Here is a 16,466-nt window from a genome sequence, read left to right as displayed (position 1 = left end):
GTCTCCCCGATCCGCGGCCCCCGCGCCGAACTTTTCGGCCCCGGTTCAGTCCTCGCCGAGCACCCGCAGGTCGGGCGGCACCAGCGTCCGCGTGTGCAGCAGCTCGAGGATGAGGTTGTGGTTGAGCATGTTGCCGACCGGCTCGCCGACCTCCTCGCGGGTCAGCCCCGGCACGCCCGCCGCCGACAGGCGCTTGCGCACCCCCGTCACCAGGTGCTCGATCCGCTTCGGCCGCCAGGTCCCCGCGGCCTCCAGCCGGGTGAGCTCGTCGGCGACCTGCTTCCACGAGCCGGGCTGCGGGTACGCCTCGTGCAGCAGGTACCGCTGCGCCAGGCACACCAGCGCCAGGCGCTCGGCGGCGTCGAGCTTCCAGGGCCGGTCCTTCAGCGTCGCCGCGTCCGGCGCGGGCGTCGGGAGCCGCCCGTCCACGTCCGCCACGTACAGCTCCACCAGGTGCCGCCGCCGCGCCGTCCCCCTGATGAACACCGGCGTGTACCCCGTCTGGAGCGGGAACGGCTCGTCCTCCAGCGACAGCATCCGCGAGCCCGGCAGCTGGAGCGGCAGGTGCCCGGTGTTCGCCAGCCACCAGTGGCCCCCGCGCCGCGCGAGCCGCCCGTGGCAGCGGCTCACGCGCCGGTCGTCCTCGCCCACGCACACGTGCACCTCGGGGCGGTTGCGGCCGAACAGGATCTCCCGCTCCTCCTTGGGGCGGAAGCGCACGCCGCCCGAGACCGAGAGCGCGTAGATCGTGCCCGGCGCGGACTCGGGGACGCCGAACGCCAGGCTCGCGTGGCTCGGCGGCAGCGGCTCCAGGCCTTCGACCTGGGAGATGTCAGTCATGTCGACCTCCGATGGACTCGCACCGGTCCAGCCTGGCACGCCCGCGCCGGGACCACTCCCGAGCGCGCCGGACCCCGCCTTCACGAGGGGTCGAACCCCCGCTGGGGGGGGCAGCGCCTCACACGTCCGGCAGCGCCGCCGCCAGGGGCCCGGCGAGGTCCATCGCCACCGCGCACAGCTCCTCCAGCGGCTCAGGGCCCTCGGCGGTGATGCGCACGTGCTCGGCGGTGGTCGTGCCGTCCCGGTCGGGGCTCGGGAACTGCCGGTGGACGACGCTCACCAGGCACGTGTCCTCGCCCCAGTGGTCCCCTTCGTTGAACACGTTCCGCCCCGAGAGCACGGAGTGCTCGCCGTCGTCCGCGCCCGGCGGCTCGTCGCGGTCGAACCGTATCTTCACGTCGACGTCGCTGGTGGTGCTGGACCAGATGCACTCCCAGCCCGCGAAGCCGCGCACCGGGTGGTCCGCGTCGACCCCGGGGAAGCGCTCGAGCGCCTCGTCGTCGAGCAGCCCGCAGGCGTCCGCGAAGAACAGCGACACGGCCTCGGGCTCGCCCTCCCGCCGGGGCACCGGGCCCTCCAGGAGCACGGCGAGGGCGCCGTCCACCGCCGTGTCGGCCACCGGGCACAGGTCGTTCTCGCCGCTCGAGTCCTGCTCCGCCGAGATCGCCACGACATGGTCCCCGTCCGGGAGCCACAGGTTCCGGTCGCACTCCTCGTGCTCGCCTTCGTGGCGGAGGACGCCGATCGGCCCGGCCATCTCGACCTCGGTGTCCTCCCGCGGTTCCGCGCTGGTGCGGTAGAAGTACACGATGACGTCGACGTCACCGCCGGGGGTGTCGATGATGAGGTCGCAGCGGCTGAAGTTGCCGTTGTCCGTGTCGAACCGGGTCCCGCCGTACGCGCCGAGCGCCTCGGCGTCGATCAGCGCGCAGGGGTCGGCGCCGGCCGGCTCGCCGATCAGGTCCACCGCCATCCCGTCGACGGGCGGGTCGGCCGGCGGCTCCTCGGGGCGCAGCGCGGTCCACGCCGCCGCGGCCAGGAGGACGAGCGCCGCCGCGGCCGCGCCCGCCCAGGCCCACCGGCGCGGGCGCCTCCGGCGCGGGCCGGACCCGATGGTCGGCTCGCCGCACAGCTCGCCGAGCGAGCGGCGCGCCTCGTCGAGCCCCGGCCGCCGCTTCGGCTCGGTCTGGAGCAGCCGGTCGAGTACCGGCGCCAGCACCCCGGCCCGCTTCGGCGCGACCCGGTCGCCCTGGGCCGTGCGCCACAGCAGCGCGTGCGCGTTGCCCTCGCCGAACGGCGAGGTGCCCTCGACGGCGTGGAACAGCGCGGCGCCCAAGGAGAAGGCGTCGGCGGCGGCCGTGTACTTCCCGCCCCTGACGACCTCGGGTGCCACGTAGCCGGGCGTGCCGGTGACCGCGCCGGTGCCGGTCAGCGTCGGCTCGGCGTGGACGCGCCGCGCGATGCCGAAGTCGGCGAGCTTCGCGTAGCCCTGGTCGGTGACGAGCACGTTGGCGGGCTTGATGTCGCGGTGGAGGACGCCCGCGGCGTGCGCGGCCGCCAGCCCGCCCGCGAGCTGGGCGCCGTACCGGGCCGCCGTCTCGGCCGGGACCGTGCCCAGTTCGGCGAGGGTGCGGCCCTCGACGAACTCCATGACGATCCACTGGTCGCCGTCCTCCTCGACGGTGTCGTAGACGGCGACGACGTTGGGGTGGCTGACGTGCGCGAGCGTCTCGGCCTCGCGCCGGACCTTCGCGGCCGCGGCCGGGCCGCCGCCGACCAGGGCCCGTTTGAGCGCCACGGGCCGGTCGCTCAACCGGAGGTCGGCCGCGCGCCACACCTCGCCTTGGCTGCCCGAACCCAGGCGCGACTCCAACCGGTACCGACCGCCCACGACCTGCCCAGAGCGCACTCGACTCCCAACCCGTCGAAATCCGAATCATCCCCGTGTGACGGGCTCCACCTTAATGCACCGAGGCGAACGGCTCGCCGCGAGCGCATCGGCCTCGACACCGACCGTGGCGGAATGTGACCCAGGACTCTCTCTGGTGGTTCGTAAAAGATCTAGACGAAAGTCGCCGGTCCGGCGAATAATGGGCGGCGCGCCGGACCTCCGGCACCGACGGCCGCCGAGAGGAACCCGCGTGTCGACCCAGACCACCCCGGCCCCGACCGCCGAGGCCGCGTACCCGAAGCGGCGCCGAGCGCTCGCGATCGGCGCGCTCGCCCTGGGCGCGTTCGGCATCGGACTGACCGAGTTCGTCGTCGTCGGCCTGCTCGGCCCCATCGGCGACGACCTCGACGTGTCGATCCCCACCGCCGGCCTGCTGGTCACCGGGTACGCGGCCTCGATGGCGATCAGCGCGCCGCTCATGACCGCCGCCGGAATCCGCCTGCCGCGCAAGACCATGCTCATCGTCCTCATGGGCCTGTTCATCCTCGGCAACGGGCTGTCCGCCGCGGCGCAGACCTACGGCGTGCTCATGGCCGGGCGGATCGTCGCGGCCCTGTGCCACGGCGCGTTCATGGGTATCGCCCCCGTCATGGCCGCGAGCCTCGTCGCCCCCGAGCGGCGCTCCCGCGCGATCGCGCTCATGATGACGGGCCTGACCGTCTCCACCGTGGCCGGCGTGCCCTTCGGCACCGCGCTGGGGCAGCGGCTCGGCTGGCAGGCCGCGTTCTGGGCCATCGCCGCGATCGGCGCGGCCGCGCTGCTCGCGATCGCCCTGCTCGTGCCCTCGCGCCCGAACGAGCCCGGGACCGGACTCCGCGGCGAACTCGCCGTCTTCCGCCGGCCCCAGGTGTGGCTGACCCTGGCGACCACGATGCTCGGCTGGGGCGCGGCGTACGCCGCCATCACCTTCCTGGAGCCGATGCTGACGCGCGTCTCCGGGTTCGAGGCGTCGGCGGTGCCGTGGCTGCTGGTGCTCTTCGGCATCGGCCTGACCGGCGGCAACCTCCTCGGCGGCCGGCTCGCCGACCGCGCGTTCACGCCCGCGCTGTACGGGACCGTGACCGCCGCGATCGCGGCGCTGACCGTGTTCGCCTTCGCGGTGCACCACCGGCTCGCCGCCGTGGTCATGGTGTTCGTCCTGGGGGCCGCCTGCTTCGCGATGGTCCCGGTCTTCCAGACCCGCATCATGGAGCAGGCGAAGGAGGCGCCGCTGCTCGCGTCCTCGACGAACGCCTCGGCGTTCAACGTCGGCATCGCCCTGTCGGCCTGGCTCGGCGGCCTCGCGATCGACGGCGGGCACGGGCTCGTCGCCCCCGTGTGGATCGGCGTGGCGATGGGCGCGGCCGCCCTCGCCGTCGCCGCGGCCGGAAGCGCCGCCGCCAGGCGATCGGCGAACATGGACGGATGAACGAACCCCATGGAACGCGAGTGCTCACGAGGTCGAGCCTGGCCGAGGACCTCCGCCGGATCGGCCTGGCCCGCGGCGACGCGGTGATGGCCCACGCGGCCTTCAGCCGCGTCGGGACGGTCCTGGGCGGCCCGGACGCGCTCGTCGACGCCGTGCTCGACGCCGTCGGCCCCGACGGGACCCTCCTGAGCTACCAGGACTGGGAGCTGGGCGCGGACGTGTGGGACGAGGACGGGCGGGTCCCGGCGGCGCTGCGCGACCACGTCCCGCCCTACGACCCGGCCACGGCCCGCCCGGCGCGCGACCACGGCGTCCTCGCGGCCGTGATCGGCACCCGCATCGGCGTGCGCCGCAGCGGCAACCCCGGCGCCGCCGTCGCGGCCCTCGGCGCCCGCGCCGAGGCGTTCACCGCGGACCACCCGCTCGACTTCGGCTACGGGGAGGGGTCGCCGTTCGCGCGCCTCGCGGCGGCGGGCGGCCGGGTGCTCATGGTCGGCGCGCCGCTGGACACGATGACGATCCTGCACCACGCCGAGCACCTGGCCGACCTCCCCGGCAAGCGCCGCGTCCGGATCGAGTACCCGCTCGCGACGCCGCACGGCACCCGGTGGCGCCTGGTCGAGGAGTACGACACCGCCAGGCCGGTCGTGCCCGGGCCCCCCGAGGACTACTTCGCGCGCATCGCGGAGGACTACCTCGCGACGGGCGCCGGCAGCCGCGGCCCCGTGGGCGGGGCGCCGAGCGTGCTCGTGGACGCGGCCGGCGTCGTCGCCTTCGCCGTCGCCTGGCTCGAAGGGCGCTACGGCCGCTGACCGCCCGCGAGGGCCCGCGCCCCCGCTTCCTGCCGCACCGGTACTGACACGCCCCGTCCGGCACCGCCGCGCCCGGGGGACGGCGAACCCGCAGGCGCTCAGCAGGAGTCGTTGCCGCGGTAGACGTACCCCACCGTGACCGGGTCGTCGTGCGCGTACTGCTCCCCGCCGCCCGGGCTCTGCGCGGTGACCTCGCAGTTGCGGTACTTGGGCCCGTCGTTGCTCCGGTACTCGCCCTCGGGCACCACGTTCGTGAACCCCGCGTCGGCCAGGAGGCGCTCGGCGTCGGCGACCGATTCGCCCACCACGTCCGGCACCGTGCCCTCGACCTCGGCCACCGGCGACGCCGAGGCCGGGCCGGTCGCGGAGACCGTGGTCGCCGAGTCCGCCGAAGGCGACTGCCCGCCCGCCTCCTCCTCACCGCCCGGCGTCTCGGACGACGCCGCCTCTTCGGTCGACTCCTCCTCGGCGCCTTCGGAAGCCGCCTCATCGGAGGCCGCCCCGCCCGCCGTGCCCGGCGCGGACGGCGCCATGCTGTCGGCGTCGAGCCCCTGCACGTCCGAGTCGTCGCGGTTGACCAGGCCCACGCCGGCGAAGGCGAGGACCATGACGATGACGGCCGTCATCGTCACCAGCACGTCGGGGCTCGTCCGCAACCGCGTGAACCGCGGAGCGGCGGCCGGCGCCGCCGCCGGGGCGCCGCGCAGCCGCGCGAGCCCCGCGAGCGCCGTCCCCTCGGCGATCACCAGGTCGGGCAGCTCGGGCCGCACCGGCTCGACGCCGAGGTGGTGGCCGAGGACGGAGGCGACGAGCGGCGTCCGGCTCGCCCCGCCCACCAGCAGCAGGGCCGCGATCCGGTCGACCTCGACCTCGGCCTCCCGCATGACGTCCTCGATGAGGCTCACGGCCATCAGGACCGCCGGGGTCAGGCACCGCTCCGCGTCCTCGCGGGTCAGCCGCAGCTCCCGGTCCAACCCCGGCGGGACCACGGTCGCGGACGGGTGCTCGGACAGGTGCTCGCGGGCGCGCCGCACCTCCTCGAGCGCGCCGGTGCGCAGCGCGGTCTCGCCCGGGTTGCGCAGCCGCGCCCAGTACTCGTCGTCGGCGGGGTGCGGCCGCCCGGCGAGGTGGTCGAGCAGCAGCTGGTCGAACGCCCGGCCGCCGATGTCGTCGGTGCTCTTCGCGGCCTCGACCTCGTACCGGTCGCCGTCGCGGCGGACGACGGCCACATGGCACGAGGCCGCGCCGACGTTGCAGACGACGAGCGACGCCCCCGGCGCGAGCGGCCGCCCCTCGGCCTCGGCGAACTGCCGCGCGGCCGCTTCGGGCTCGGGGACCACGAACGCCGCGTCGAACCCGGCGTTCGCGGCCGCTTCGGCGTGGGCCCGGCGCCGGGTCGGGTTCCAGGTGGCGGGTACGGCGAGCCCCACGACCACCGACTCGTCCGCGTCTTCCGGTGCGGCGGTGCGGGTCGTCTCGGATTCGCCCGCGACGGGGGTCGCGCTCTGGCGCACGTCCCGGGTCTGCGGCGGTTCGCCTTCACGGCGGGTGGACACGGTCGTGGTCGCCGACCCGAGGTCGACTCCGACGGCGACCGATCGAGGGGAGGGAAGCATGACCGCGAGTCTATTGCCTGGAAACAATGGGATTCAATAGGTCTCGCGCCCGCAGTGCGACTTCTGCTCCATCGACCGATGTGTTACTCATCGGTACCTCTGCGGCCGCGGCGGCCCTGGAACCATGGGCCGCCCGAGGCCGGCGCCGCTTCCGCGGGTGTTTTCGCCGTCGACGCGCCGGGTATTCACGCGGCATCGAAGGACAGCGCAATGGAGGAGTGAGGACACCATGGCCGATCCGATGCGAACGCTGACCCGCCTGGGCGACACCGATCTGACGGTCGCCAGCGAAGCCGACGACGTCCGGGGCCGCAAGGTCGTCGACCGCGGCGGCGAGGAGGCCGGCACCGTGGACGGACTCCTCATCGACGAGTCCGAGCGCAAGGTCCGCTTCCTCGAAGTGGGCTCCGGCGGCTTCCTGGGCCTGGGCAAGCGGCAGGTGCTCGTCCCCGTGGACGCGGTCGCCCGCGTCGACGAGGAGCACGTGTACCTCAGCACCGACCGCGAGCACCTGGCCTCGGGGCCCGGCTACGACCCCGAGCTGGCGCCCGCGCCCGAGCGCCCGTACGAGGAGGTCTACACGCACTACGGCCTCATGCCGCACTGGGGCGCCGGGTACATGTACCCGGGCTACCCCTTCCGCTGACGGCGCCCGCCGGGGCCGATGCGGCCCCGGCGGCTACAGTTCCAGCAGCCCGCGCCTGACCGCGGAGGTCACCGCCGCCGTGCGGTCGCCGACCCCCAGCTTCTGGTAGCTGCGCAGCAGGTGCGTCTTGACCGTCGCCTCGCTGATGTGCAGCCGCCTGCCGATCTCGGCGTTCGACGCCCCGTCCGCCACCAGCCGCAGCACCTCGAGCTCCCGCTCGGACAGGCCGTTGCCGCGGGGGAACCGCACGGTCCCGACCAGGCGGGCCGCCACCGACGGGGCCAGGACCGTCTCGCCGCGCGCCGCGGCCCGCACCGCCCGCACCAGCTCGGCGATCGGCGTGTCCTTGAGCAGGTAGCCGACCGCCCCGGCCGCCACGGCGCGGACGATGTCGGCGTCGGTCTCGTAGGTGGTCAGCACCACCACGTTCGCCAGGCGCGCCAGGTGCCTGGTGGCGGTGACGCCGTCCCCGCCGGGCATCCGCAGGTCCATCAGGACCACGTCGGGCGCCATCGCGGGCGCCGCGGCCCGCGCCTCGTCGCCGGACCCGGCCTCGCCGACCACCTCGATGTCCGGCTCGCCCGCGAGCATCCCCCGCAGGCCCGAGCGCACCACCGGGTGGTCGTCCACCAGCATCACCCTGATCACGCGGGCACCTCCAGCCGCACCGTCGAGCCCCCTCCGGGAACCGAGTCCACTTCGAACCTTCCGCCGAGGCCGGTCAGCCGATTCCTGGTGCCGCGCAGCCCGAAACCGGAGGACGGCGCCTCCGGGTCGAAACCGGGGCCGTCGTCGGCGACCGACACCGCCACCGTGGACTCCCGGTAGGCCAGCCGCACCCGGACCGCCGCGCCCGCGGCGTGCTTCCCGGCGTTGCGCAGCGCCTCCTGCACCGCGCGCACCAGCGCCACCGCCGTCGCCGGCGCCAACCCCCGAGGCTCGCCCTCCACGTCGAACGCCGCGCCCGCCGCCTCGGACAGCTCTGCCAGCGCCGCCTCGGCCTCGACCGCTCCGGCGTCCCCGTCCGCCAGCGCCTCCACCATCGCCCGGGCCTCGGCCAGGTTCGCGCGGGCGGTCTGCTCGATCAGGAGCAGGTGCTCCTCGCGCCGCGACTCGTCGGCGGCCGCGCGCGCCGCCTGCGACAGCATGATGATGCTGCTCAGCCCCTGGGTGACGGTGTCGTGCAGCTCGGCGCCCAGGCGCCGCCGCTCGGCCCCGACCCCGGCCTCGTGGGACAGGCGCTCCACCTCGGCGCGGCTGTCCTCCAGCTCCTCGATCAGCTCGTAGCGGTCGACGCTCTGGTCGATGACGCGGTGGATGAACACGCCGAGGGCGATCGAGGCGAAGGCGGTGACGGCGCACACCGGCACCGTCCACAGCACGTCGCCGAGCGGTTCGCCCCTGAACGCGTCCGCCAGCACGGGCACGAAGTTCAGCACCACCACCACGGCGATGGTCGGGCGCAGCGGGACGAGCCAGAACAGGTGGGTGATGACCGGGAACAGCAGCAGCAGGGCGTCCCCGTCGGTCAGCGCCAGGGGGACGAACAGCGCCACCACGCCGAGGCGGTAGAGGCGCGCGAGCCGCGCGTCGAGGTCGGCCACGGTGTAGTCGGTGGTGACCAGGCGCCGCCCCAGCACCAGGTACCACAGCACCAGGGCGGCGATCCACGCCGAGGCGGCGAGGTCGGTGCTGACCGGGTCGGCACCGCTCCAGATCCGCAGCGCGACGGCCGCGGTGGACACCGCGAAGAACCACTCCCAGTAGCGGAAGCCGCGGCTCCACGCGTGCGTCCTCACCGGGTGAGGGCGCTCCGCCAGCGGAAGGTCGTCAGGCACAGCACCAATCCTCCCGCACACCACAGGGCCAGGACAACCGCGACCTTCCCCAGCTCCCACTGGCCGGCCGGCTCGTGGGCGGCCATGTGGTCGGGCAGGAGCGCGGCGCGGAAGCCCTGCGCGAGCCATTTGACGGGGAAGAACGCGCCGATGTCGGCCATCCAGCCCGGGACGGACTGGAGCGGGACGTAGACGCCAGAGATGAACAGCAGCACGGTGTACGGCAGCGTCGTCATCGCCCCGGCGCTGCGGGCGCTGCGGGCCAGGCTGGAGGCGGCGATCCCGATCAGCGAGCAGGAGGTGACGCCGAGGGCGAACAGCCACGCCATCGTCAGCCAGGCGGCCGGGTCGCCCGGCAGCGAGACGTCGAACATCAGCACGCCGATGGCCAGCAGCAGCGCCACTTCGGCGATGCTCGCGACGATGACGAGCACGATCTTCCCGAGGAAGAACGCCACCGGCGGCATCGGCAGGGACCGCAGCCGCCTCAGGGTGCCGTCGTCGCGCTCCACGGCGAGGGCGGTGCCCAGGTTGACGAAGGACGTGGAGACGATCCCGGCGGCGGCGAAGCTCGCGGTGAGGACCTGGCCGCCGCCGACACCCCCGACGGCGTCGGCGTCGAAGACCGAGCCGAGCAGGACCAGCAGGAGGGCGGGGAAGATGAAGGTGAAGACCACCGAGCCGCGTTCGCGGAAGAACTGCTTGAGCTCGATCGCGCCGCGGGCGGCGCCGATCGCCAAGGTGCTCGGCATGCTCATGCCGCCGCCTCCTCTCCGGTGAGGCGAAGGTAGGCGTCCTCGAGGGAGGGGCGGGTGACGGTGAGCCCGGGGACCTCCCCGGCGTAGGCCGCGCCCAGCTCGGCGATGAGGGCCGTCGGCGCGTCGGTGGTCTTCTCGCCGTCGCGCCAGGCGACGGTGACCTCGCGGTCGTCCACGAGGTCGGCGACGGTGCCGGAGGCGCGGATGCGCCCGTCCGCGATGACGGCGATGCGGTCGGCCAGGGCCGCGGCCTCGTCGAGGTAGTGGGTGGTGAGCAGGATGGTGGTGCCGTCGGCGGCGAGCGAGCGCACGAGGTCCCAGAACTGCCGCCGCGCCTCGGGGTCGAAGCCGGTGGTGGGCTCGTCGAGGAACAGCAGCTCGGGGTTGCCCACGACGCCGAGGGCGACGTCGACGCGGCGGCGCTGCCCGCCGGAGAGCTCGCGGACCTTCTGCCTCGACTGCCGGGTGAGCCCGACCTCGGCGATGACCCGGCCGGGGTCGCGGGGGTCCGGGTAGTAGCGGGCGAAGTGCCGGACGACCTCGCCGACGGTGAGCTCGAGGAGGTCGTTGGCCGTCTGGGAGACGATGCCGAGGCGGGCGCGGAAGCGCCGGTCGGCCTTGGCGGGGTCGGTGCCGAGGACGGCGACGTCGCCGCCGTCCCGGGGGAGCTGGGCGGAGAGGATCTGCACGGTGGTGGACTTGCCGGCGCCGTTGGGGCCGAGGACGGCGAGGGTCTCGCCGCGCCGGACGTCGAGGTCGAGGCCCGCGACCGCGGCGGTGCCGCCGTAGGTCTTGCGCAGGCCGCGCACGCGGATGGCTGCATCGTTCATGCCTCAAGCCTGGTCCGCGCCGGGCGCGGCCGCGACGACCGCGCGGTCGAACCCGGGTGTCAGCCGATCGGTCGACAGCGGCGCCCCGAAGGGCTTCCGGCGCAAGGGACGCGCGGCGAACAACGGCGGCGTCCCGGACCGGGGTCCGGGGCGCCGCCGCCCCCTCTGCGGAATCGAAGCCGTAGTCCCTAAGGGACGGTGTATCCGGCGCCTCGGAACAGCTCGTACCACTCGGCCCGCGTCAGCGGCACGTCCGAGCCCTGCGCCGAGCCCGCCACCCGCTCGGGGGTGGTGGTGCCGATGACGACCTGCATGTTCGCCGGGTGGCGGGTGATCCACGCGACCGCGATGGCGATCGGCGGGACGCCGTACTTCTCGGCGAGCCGGTCGATCGAGGCGTTCAGCTCCGGGTACTTCGCCGAGCCGAGGAACGGCCCGTCGAAGAAGCCCGCCTGGAACGGCGACCACGCCTGCACCGTGATGTCGTTGAGCCGGCAGTAGTCCAGCAGCCCGTCGTCACGGCTGATCGACTGGTCGAGGCCCTGCATGTTCGCCGCGGTGCCCTGCGCGACGAGCGGCGAGTGCGTGATCGACAGCTGGAGCTGGTTCGCCACGAGCGGCTGCGCCACGTGCTTGCGCAGCAGGTCGATCTGGCGCGGCGTGTGGTTCGAGACGCCGAACGCCCGGACCTTCCCGGCCGCGGCGAGCTCGTCGAACGCGCGGGCGACCTCCTCGGGCTCCACCAGCGCGTCGGGCCGGTGCAGCAGGAGGATGTCGATGTAGTCGGTGTTCAGCGCCTCGAGGGAGCCGTTCACGGACGCGATGAGGTGCTCGTAGGAGAAGTCGAAGTACGGGCCGTCGCGGACGATCCCGGCCTTGGTCTGGATCACCAGGCGCTCGCGCTCGGCCGCGGTGAGCCGCATGGCCTCCCCGAAGCGCCGCTCGCAGCCGTGGACCTCGTGGCCGTACACGTCGGCGAGGTCGAGGAAGTCGATCCCCGCGTCGGTGGCGGTCTTGACGAGCGTGCGCACCTCCTCATCGGTCTTGTCGGGGATGCGCATGAGCCCGAGCACCACGTTCGGCGCCTCGATCTCCGTGCCGGGCAGCGTGAACCGCTTCATCGGAATTCCTCTCGTCAGTGGATGCTAGGCCGCGGACAGCCGGGCGACCTGGTCGTCGGTCAGCCGGAGCTCGGCGGCGCCGGCCGAGTCGCGGATGCTCTCGGGCCGCGACGCGCCCGGGATCGGGACCACCACGGGCGCGAGCGCGAGCTCCCACGCCAGGGTCACCTGGTAGACGCTGACGCCCGCCTCCTCCGCGACCTCGTTGAACACGGCGTGGCGGCTGCCGAGCTCGGGCGCGCCCTTGATGCCGCCCAGGGGGCTCCAGGGCAGGAACGCGACGCCGAGCTTCGCGCAGTGCTCGAGCTCGCCCTCGCTGGAGCGGAACCGCGGCGAGAACTGGTTCTGCACCGACGCGAGCCGCCCGCCGAGGATCTCGTTGGCTTCGTCGATCTGCGCGACGTCCGCGTTCGAGATGCCGGCCAGCTCGATGACGCCCTCGTCGAGGAGGTCGCGGATCGCGCCGATCGAGTCGGCGTAGGGGACCTCCGGGTCGGGGCGGTGGAACTGGTAGAGGCCGATGGCCTCGACGCCGAGCCGCCTCGCCGAGGCCTTCGCGGCCTCCTTGAGGTACTCGGGGCGGCCGTTCTTCGTCCAGCTGCCGTCGCCGGGGCGCAGGTGCCCGCCCTTGGTCGCGACCAGGACCCCTTCGGCGCCCGAACCGTACTCCTTGAGCGCCTTGGCGATCAGGGTCTCGTTGTGGCCGACCTCGTTCGCGTCGCGGTGGTAGGCGTCGGCGGTGTCGATGAGCGTCACGCCCGCGTCGAGCGCGGCGTGGATCGTCGCGACCGACCGCTCCTGGTCAGGGCGTCCCTCGATCGACATCGGCATCCCGCCGAGCCCGATCGCCGAGACCTGCCGGTTCCCGATGGTGCGCTGCTGCATGGTGCTCTCCTTGCGGCCGGGCGGGGCGCGGCGCCGCGCTCCCGCGGACTGGCGGATGACCTGGCTGATGCTAAGGATCGCTAATCTAGAAGTCCAACAACTGGCGTTTCTGATATTGAGAACCCAAGGGAATGATTCATGGACCTGCGGCAGATGGAGTACCTGGTCGCGCTCGCCGATGAGAGGCACTTCACACGTGCCGCCGAGCTCACCGGCATCTCCCAGTCGGGCCTGTCCGCGGCGATCCGCAGCCTCGAGGACGAGCTGGGCACCGCCCTGTTCACCCGCACCACCCGCCGGGTCGAGCCCACGGAGGCGGGCTTCGCGCTGCTGCCGTACGCGCGCATGATGCTCGAGCAGGCCGCGGGCGCCCGCGACGCCGTCGTCAAGGCCAGCCGCGCCGTCTCCGGCTCCCTCTCGATCGGCGCGGAGCAGTGCCTCGGCCTGGTCGACGTCAACGCCCTGCTCGACCGCTTCCACCGCCGCCATCCGCGGGTCGAGACCATGTTCACCCAGTGCGGCTCGCACGACCTGCTCGGGATGCTCCGCGCGGGCGAGCTCGACGTCGCCTTCGTCGCCACCGACCGGCACCTGAGCGCCCTGCCCCACCGCGAGCTCGGCCGCGAGCCCCTGGTGGTCGTGACGCCGCCCGACCACCCCCTCGCGGCGCGCTCCTCCGTCCACTGGGACGCCCTCGACGACCAGGACTTCGTCGACTTCGGCGCGGCCTGGGGCGTGCGCACCCTCAACGAGTCGGTGTTCGCCGCGCGCGGCTCCCGGCGCCGCGTCCGCTGCACCGTCAACGACGTCCACACCCTCCTCGACCTGGTCGACCGCGGCCTCGGCATCGCCGTGGTCCCCCGGCACGTCGCCGCGAAGCCGCAGGCCGCCGCGCTGCGCGTCCTCCCGCTCGCCGACGAGGACACGCCGCAGTGGACGGTCTCGGTCGTCTCCACCGCCTGGGGCCAGGCCGACTCGCCCGCCGCGCACCTCCTCGAGCTCCTGGGGGACGGCCCGCTGTCCGACGCCGTGCCGCCGCAGGCCGGGCCCGTCCGGCTCCCCGCCTTAAAGGGGTCCCCCCTACCCGGGGACGACCAGGCGGAGGCGCCGGTCGGCCAGCCCGATCGTGATCTGCTGGCCCCAGGTGACGGTGAGGTGGTCGGACTCGACGCCGTCGGCGAAGACCACGAGCCGCTCGCTCTCGCAGACCAGCCGCAGCCGCTCGCCCGCCTGGAGCCTCCCGGCGGTCAGGTCGGTGCCGGTCGCGGGCGAGGGCCACGCCTCCCGCACGAACCAGGACAGGGACCGCTCCTCCGGGTCCGGCAGCGCCTCGCCCCGGTGCCGTTCGGCCGCGATGGAGGCGGTCCAGCCGGTGGCCCCCGTGCCCGTGCCGACGAGCACGCCGGACGAGGACTGGCGCTCGCCGCGCCCGTCGGCGGCGACGAGCCGGTACCGCGCGGACTGGTGCCCGCTGTGGCCCGCGTACACCTCGTTGAGGCCGGCCAGCTCCTGCCCGTCGTCGAGGCGGGCGGAGACCATGGTGAGCCGCCGGACCGCCGCCGTCTCCGCGGCCGCCGCCCGGAGCGCGGCGCCGACCGAGTCGGCCCGGAACCGGATCAGCACGCCGAGGCCCCGGCCCGGCTCGGGGTCCACCCCGATCACCGGCTGCCCGTCCAGGTACTTCGCGAGGTTGGCCACCAGGCCGTCCTGGCCGACGGCGACGACCAGGTCCTCCGGTCCGAACAGGAACCGGGGGAGGTCCTCCCGGTCCACCCGGCCCCGGCGCCAGTCGGCCGGGACCGCCGCGTCCACCGCGGTGAGGGCCGCCTCCAGCGCCTCGTGCCGGGCGGCGACCTCGTCCAGGTCGCGCCCGCGCTGGCGCAGGAAGTGGTCGGCCGCCGCGCGGGTGCCGTGCCGGACGAGCAGCTCGTCCAGTTCGCTGCGGCGGCTGACCACCACCACCCTCGGGGCCAGCGTCCCGGTCACCGCGAGCCGTCCGCGAGTCGCGACAGGGCCCCGGTGAGGAGGTCCGGGGTGATCGTGAGCTGGCCGATCTCGGGCATCTGGCCCGCGAGCTCGCGCAGCGCCAGCGCCTGCAACACCGTCGGCGGCAGGTCCCGGTAGGCGGCCATGCGGGCCGCCTCGGCCTCGGCCTCCGCCGCGCCCACCGACCGCACCTTGTCGGCGTGGGCGGCCGCGAGCGTGCGCTCGCGCTCCGCCTCGCCCTGCGCGGCGGCGAGCCCGGCGGCCGCGGCCAGCTCGGCCGACCGCCGGTCGTTGGCGCCCTTCTGCTCGACCAGCTGCTGCTCGCGGCGGGCCAGCTCGATCTTGTTCTGGAGCTCGTTCTCGGCGATCGCCCGCTCCTGCTCCACGGCCTGGGCCCGCCGCGCGTACGTGGCCTTGTCCGCGTCCTGCTGCACGGCCTCCCGCGTCGGGGTCTGGAGCGACCGCTCCAGCTCCGGCTCGGGCCGGACCGACACCACGCGGGCGCTGACCACGGCGACGCCGATGTCGGCGAGGCGCGCGTCGTCCGAGAGCGCCTCGGCGACGGCCTCCCGCAGCTGCGGGACGGCGACGGTGAGCGCCTCGGCCAGCGGCAGGCGGGCCAGCAGGTCGATCGCGGGCTGCTGGGCCAGTTCGGTGAGGAGGGTCGCGACCTGGTCGAGCGGCCGGGCCCGCGCCCGGCCGCGGTAGGGGTCGACGGAGAAGTCCAGCCTGGCGGCGGCCAGCGCCGGATCGGCGATCCGGTAGGTCACCGTGGCCTGGACGGTGACGTCGGCGAAGTCGGCGGTGCGGGCGTGGAACAGCAGCGGCAGCTCCCGGTCGTCCACCGGGACCTCCGAGAGCACCGCCACCAGCGGGCGGTACCAGAACGACTGGCCGGTGCCCTCCTTGGCGGGGCGGCCCTGCTTCTCGTACCGGATCCACACGGTGGGGGTGCCGCGGAAGTGGCGCAGGAACAGCAGTCTCGTTACATCGGCCATGAGGGGCCTCCTTTTCTCATCACCTTGACGATAACTCGTGTGCTACCTTATCGTCAAGGTGGTGATAATGAGTTATCCGGTGTTCGCGGTCACTGTCGACCTGGTGGTCCTCACGGTCCAGGAGGGCGAGCTGCGCGTGCTGCTGGTGCGGCGCGGCATCGAACCGCACCTCGACCGATGGGCCCTGCCGGGCGGATTCGTCCACGCCGACGAGGACCTGGCCGCCGCGGCGCGGCGCGAGCTCGCCGAGGAGACCGGCCTGGCCTGGCCGGGCGGACACCTCGAGCAGCTCGCCAGCTACGGCGCGCCCGACCGCGACCCGCGCGGGCGCGTGGTCACGGTCGCCTACCTGGCGCTCCTGCCCGACCTCCCCGCCCCGCTGGCGGGCACGGACGCGGCGGCGGCCGAATGGCGGCCGATCGGCGGGCAGCACCTGGCGTTCGACCACGACCGCATCCTCGCCGACGGCGTCGAACGCGCCCGGTCCAAACTGGAGTACACACCGCTCGCCACCGCCTTCTGCCCGCCCGAGTTCACCGTCGCCGCGCTGCGCCAGGTCTACGAGGCGGTCTGGGGCGAGACGATCGATCCGCGCAACTTCCACCGCAAGGCCACCTCCGCCCCCGGCTTCGTGGAGCCCACCGGCCGCTCCACCGAGGGCGAGCCCGGCCGCCCGGCCAAGCTCTACCGGCGCGGCGACGCCGCGCTCCTGAACCCCCCGATCCTGCGCCGCAAGGACGATTGAACGCGCTCCACTCCAAACTCCACACTGCACGG

At 74.3% G+C, this 16,466-nt stretch carries 15 protein-coding genes and 1 pseudogene; 5 read left to right on the top strand and 11 right to left on the bottom strand.

The genetic code is table 11. The features are described from left to right. Nucleotides 1-45 precede the first annotated feature (45 nt). The gene (locus LO763_RS06205) at nt 46-840 is read right to left on the bottom strand and encodes an FHA domain-containing protein (RefSeq protein ID WP_230601095.1); all 795 of its coding nucleotides are present in this window, start codon (nt 838-840) and stop codon (nt 46-48) included. A gap of 118 nt (nt 841-958) precedes the next feature. Next, on the bottom strand, nt 959-2,749 hold the full coding sequence (locus tag LO763_RS06200; protein WP_230601094.1) for a serine/threonine-protein kinase: 1,791 nt from the start codon (nt 2,747-2,749) through the stop codon (nt 959-961). A gap of 232 nt (nt 2,750-2,981) precedes the next feature. On the opposite strand from LO763_RS06200, the gene LO763_RS06195 reads away from it, so the two are divergent. Further along, on the top strand, nt 2,982-4,199 hold the full coding sequence (locus LO763_RS06195; protein ID WP_230601093.1) for an MFS transporter: 1,218 nt from the start codon (nt 2,982-2,984) through the stop codon (nt 4,197-4,199). Next, a complete protein-coding gene (gene aac(3), locus LO763_RS06190) occupies nt 4,196-5,011 on the top strand; it encodes an aminoglycoside 3-N-acetyltransferase (RefSeq protein WP_255671877.1) in 816 nt (271 codons plus the stop codon). The genes LO763_RS06195 and aac(3) overlap by 4 nt, the downstream gene beginning before the upstream one ends. A gap of 98 nt (nt 5,012-5,109) precedes the next feature. Here the strand turns inward: aac(3) and LO763_RS06185 are convergent, their stop codons facing one another. Continuing rightward, complete coding sequence (locus LO763_RS06185; RefSeq protein WP_230601091.1) at nt 5,110-6,627, bottom strand: Hsp70 family protein; 1,518 nt, start codon at nt 6,625-6,627, stop codon at nt 5,110-5,112. A 229-nt stretch (nt 6,628-6,856) separates the two neighbouring features. Here LO763_RS06185 and LO763_RS06180 point away from each other — a divergent pair, with 229 nt between their 5' ends. Continuing rightward, a complete protein-coding gene (locus tag LO763_RS06180) occupies nt 6,857-7,273 on the top strand; it encodes a PRC-barrel domain-containing protein (RefSeq protein WP_230601090.1) in 417 nt (138 codons plus the stop codon). 33 nt (nt 7,274-7,306) lie between these two features. Here LO763_RS06180 and LO763_RS06175 read toward each other — a convergent pair whose 3' ends face one another. The 6 genes from LO763_RS06175 to LO763_RS06150 all read right to left on the bottom strand — a co-directional run bounded on the left by LO763_RS06175 (nt 7,307) and on the right by LO763_RS06150 (nt 12,705). Beyond that, nucleotides 7,307-7,921, bottom strand: coding sequence for a response regulator (locus LO763_RS06175; protein ID WP_230601089.1), 615 nt, complete (start codon nt 7,919-7,921; stop codon nt 7,307-7,309). Then, on the bottom strand, nt 7,918-9,111 hold the full coding sequence (locus tag LO763_RS29630) for a sensor histidine kinase (protein WP_230601088.1): 1,194 nt from the start codon (nt 9,109-9,111) through the stop codon (nt 7,918-7,920). The genes LO763_RS06175 and LO763_RS29630 overlap by 4 nt, the downstream gene beginning before the upstream one ends. Next, a complete protein-coding gene (locus tag LO763_RS06165; protein WP_230601087.1) occupies nt 9,069-9,869 on the bottom strand; it encodes an ABC transporter permease in 801 nt (266 codons plus the stop codon). The genes LO763_RS29630 and LO763_RS06165 overlap by 43 nt, the downstream gene beginning before the upstream one ends. Then, nucleotides 9,866-10,699: an ABC transporter ATP-binding protein gene (locus LO763_RS06160; RefSeq protein WP_230601086.1), complete on the bottom strand. Its 834-nt coding sequence runs from the start codon at nt 10,697-10,699 to the stop codon at nt 9,866-9,868. Before LO763_RS06160 ends, LO763_RS06165 begins: the two co-directional genes overlap by 4 nt. Nucleotides 10,700-10,887: 188 nt before the next feature. Further along, nucleotides 10,888-11,820 (bottom strand): aldo/keto reductase, encoded by a 933-nt coding sequence (locus tag LO763_RS06155; protein WP_230601085.1) that lies wholly within the window; start codon nt 11,818-11,820, stop codon nt 10,888-10,890. A 24-nt stretch (nt 11,821-11,844) separates the two neighbouring features. Next, nucleotides 11,845-12,705 carry an aldo/keto reductase gene (locus LO763_RS06150; protein ID WP_230601084.1) on the bottom strand — a complete coding sequence of 287 codons (861 nt, stop codon included), beginning with the start codon at nt 12,703-12,705 and terminating at the stop codon, nt 11,845-11,847. 138 nt (nt 12,706-12,843) lie between these two features. Between LO763_RS06150 and LO763_RS29625 the strand changes: the two are divergent. Further along, nucleotides 12,844-13,701 (top strand): annotated as a pseudogene (locus LO763_RS29625) (LysR family transcriptional regulator); the annotation flags it as partial. An 84-nt stretch (nt 13,702-13,785) separates the two neighbouring features. Here the strand turns inward: LO763_RS29625 and LO763_RS29620 are convergent. Further along, nucleotides 13,786-14,691 (bottom strand): hypothetical protein, encoded by a 906-nt coding sequence (locus tag LO763_RS29620; RefSeq protein WP_369431932.1) that lies wholly within the window; start codon nt 14,689-14,691, stop codon nt 13,786-13,788. Continuing rightward, complete coding sequence (locus LO763_RS29615; RefSeq protein WP_369431923.1) at nt 14,688-15,689, bottom strand: SPFH domain-containing protein; 1,002 nt, start codon at nt 15,687-15,689, stop codon at nt 14,688-14,690. Before LO763_RS29615 ends, LO763_RS29620 begins: the two co-directional genes overlap by 4 nt. Before the next feature lie 67 nt (nt 15,690-15,756). Between LO763_RS29615 and LO763_RS06135 the strand changes: the two genes are divergently transcribed. Further along, the gene (locus tag LO763_RS06135) at nt 15,757-16,434 is read left to right on the top strand and encodes an NUDIX hydrolase (RefSeq protein WP_230601082.1); all 678 of its coding nucleotides are present in this window, start codon (nt 15,757-15,759) and stop codon (nt 16,432-16,434) included. Nucleotides 16,435-16,466: the final 32 nt, after the last annotated feature.

The organism is Glycomyces amatae (genome assembly GCF_020991375.1).
Lineage (GTDB): Bacteria > Actinomycetota > Actinomycetes > Mycobacteriales > Micromonosporaceae > Glycomyces > Glycomyces amatae.
Note: the sequence above shows the minus strand (reverse complement) of the source record. Positions and strands in the feature narration are given on the sequence as shown.

Excerpts from the sequence above, each read along its gene's own strand:
- LO763_RS06180 (WP_230601090.1), top strand. The coding sequence starts at position 6,857 with ATGGCCGATCCGATGCGAACGCTGACCCGCCTGGGCGACACCGATCTG.
- LO763_RS06205 (WP_230601095.1), bottom strand. The coding sequence starts at position 840 with ATGACTGACATCTCCCAGGTCGAAGGCCTGGAGCCGCTGCCGCCGAGC.
- LO763_RS06160 (WP_230601086.1), bottom strand. The coding sequence starts at position 10,699 with ATGAACGATGCAGCCATCCGCGTGCGCGGCCTGCGCAAGACCTACGGC.
- LO763_RS29615 (WP_369431923.1), bottom strand. The coding sequence starts at position 15,689 with ATGGCCGATGTAACGAGACTGCTGTTCCTGCGCCACTTCCGCGGCACC.
- LO763_RS06155 (WP_230601085.1), bottom strand. The coding sequence starts at position 11,820 with ATGAAGCGGTTCACGCTGCCCGGCACGGAGATCGAGGCGCCGAACGTG.
- LO763_RS06185 (WP_230601091.1), bottom strand. The coding sequence starts at position 6,627 with ATGCTTCCCTCCCCTCGATCGGTCGCCGTCGGAGTCGACCTCGGGTCG.
- LO763_RS06165 (WP_230601087.1), bottom strand. The coding sequence starts at position 9,869 with ATGAGCATGCCGAGCACCTTGGCGATCGGCGCCGCCCGCGGCGCGATC.
- LO763_RS06135 (WP_230601082.1), top strand. The coding sequence starts at position 15,757 with ATGAGTTATCCGGTGTTCGCGGTCACTGTCGACCTGGTGGTCCTCACG.
- LO763_RS06150 (WP_230601084.1), bottom strand. The coding sequence starts at position 12,705 with ATGCAGCAGCGCACCATCGGGAACCGGCAGGTCTCGGCGATCGGGCTC.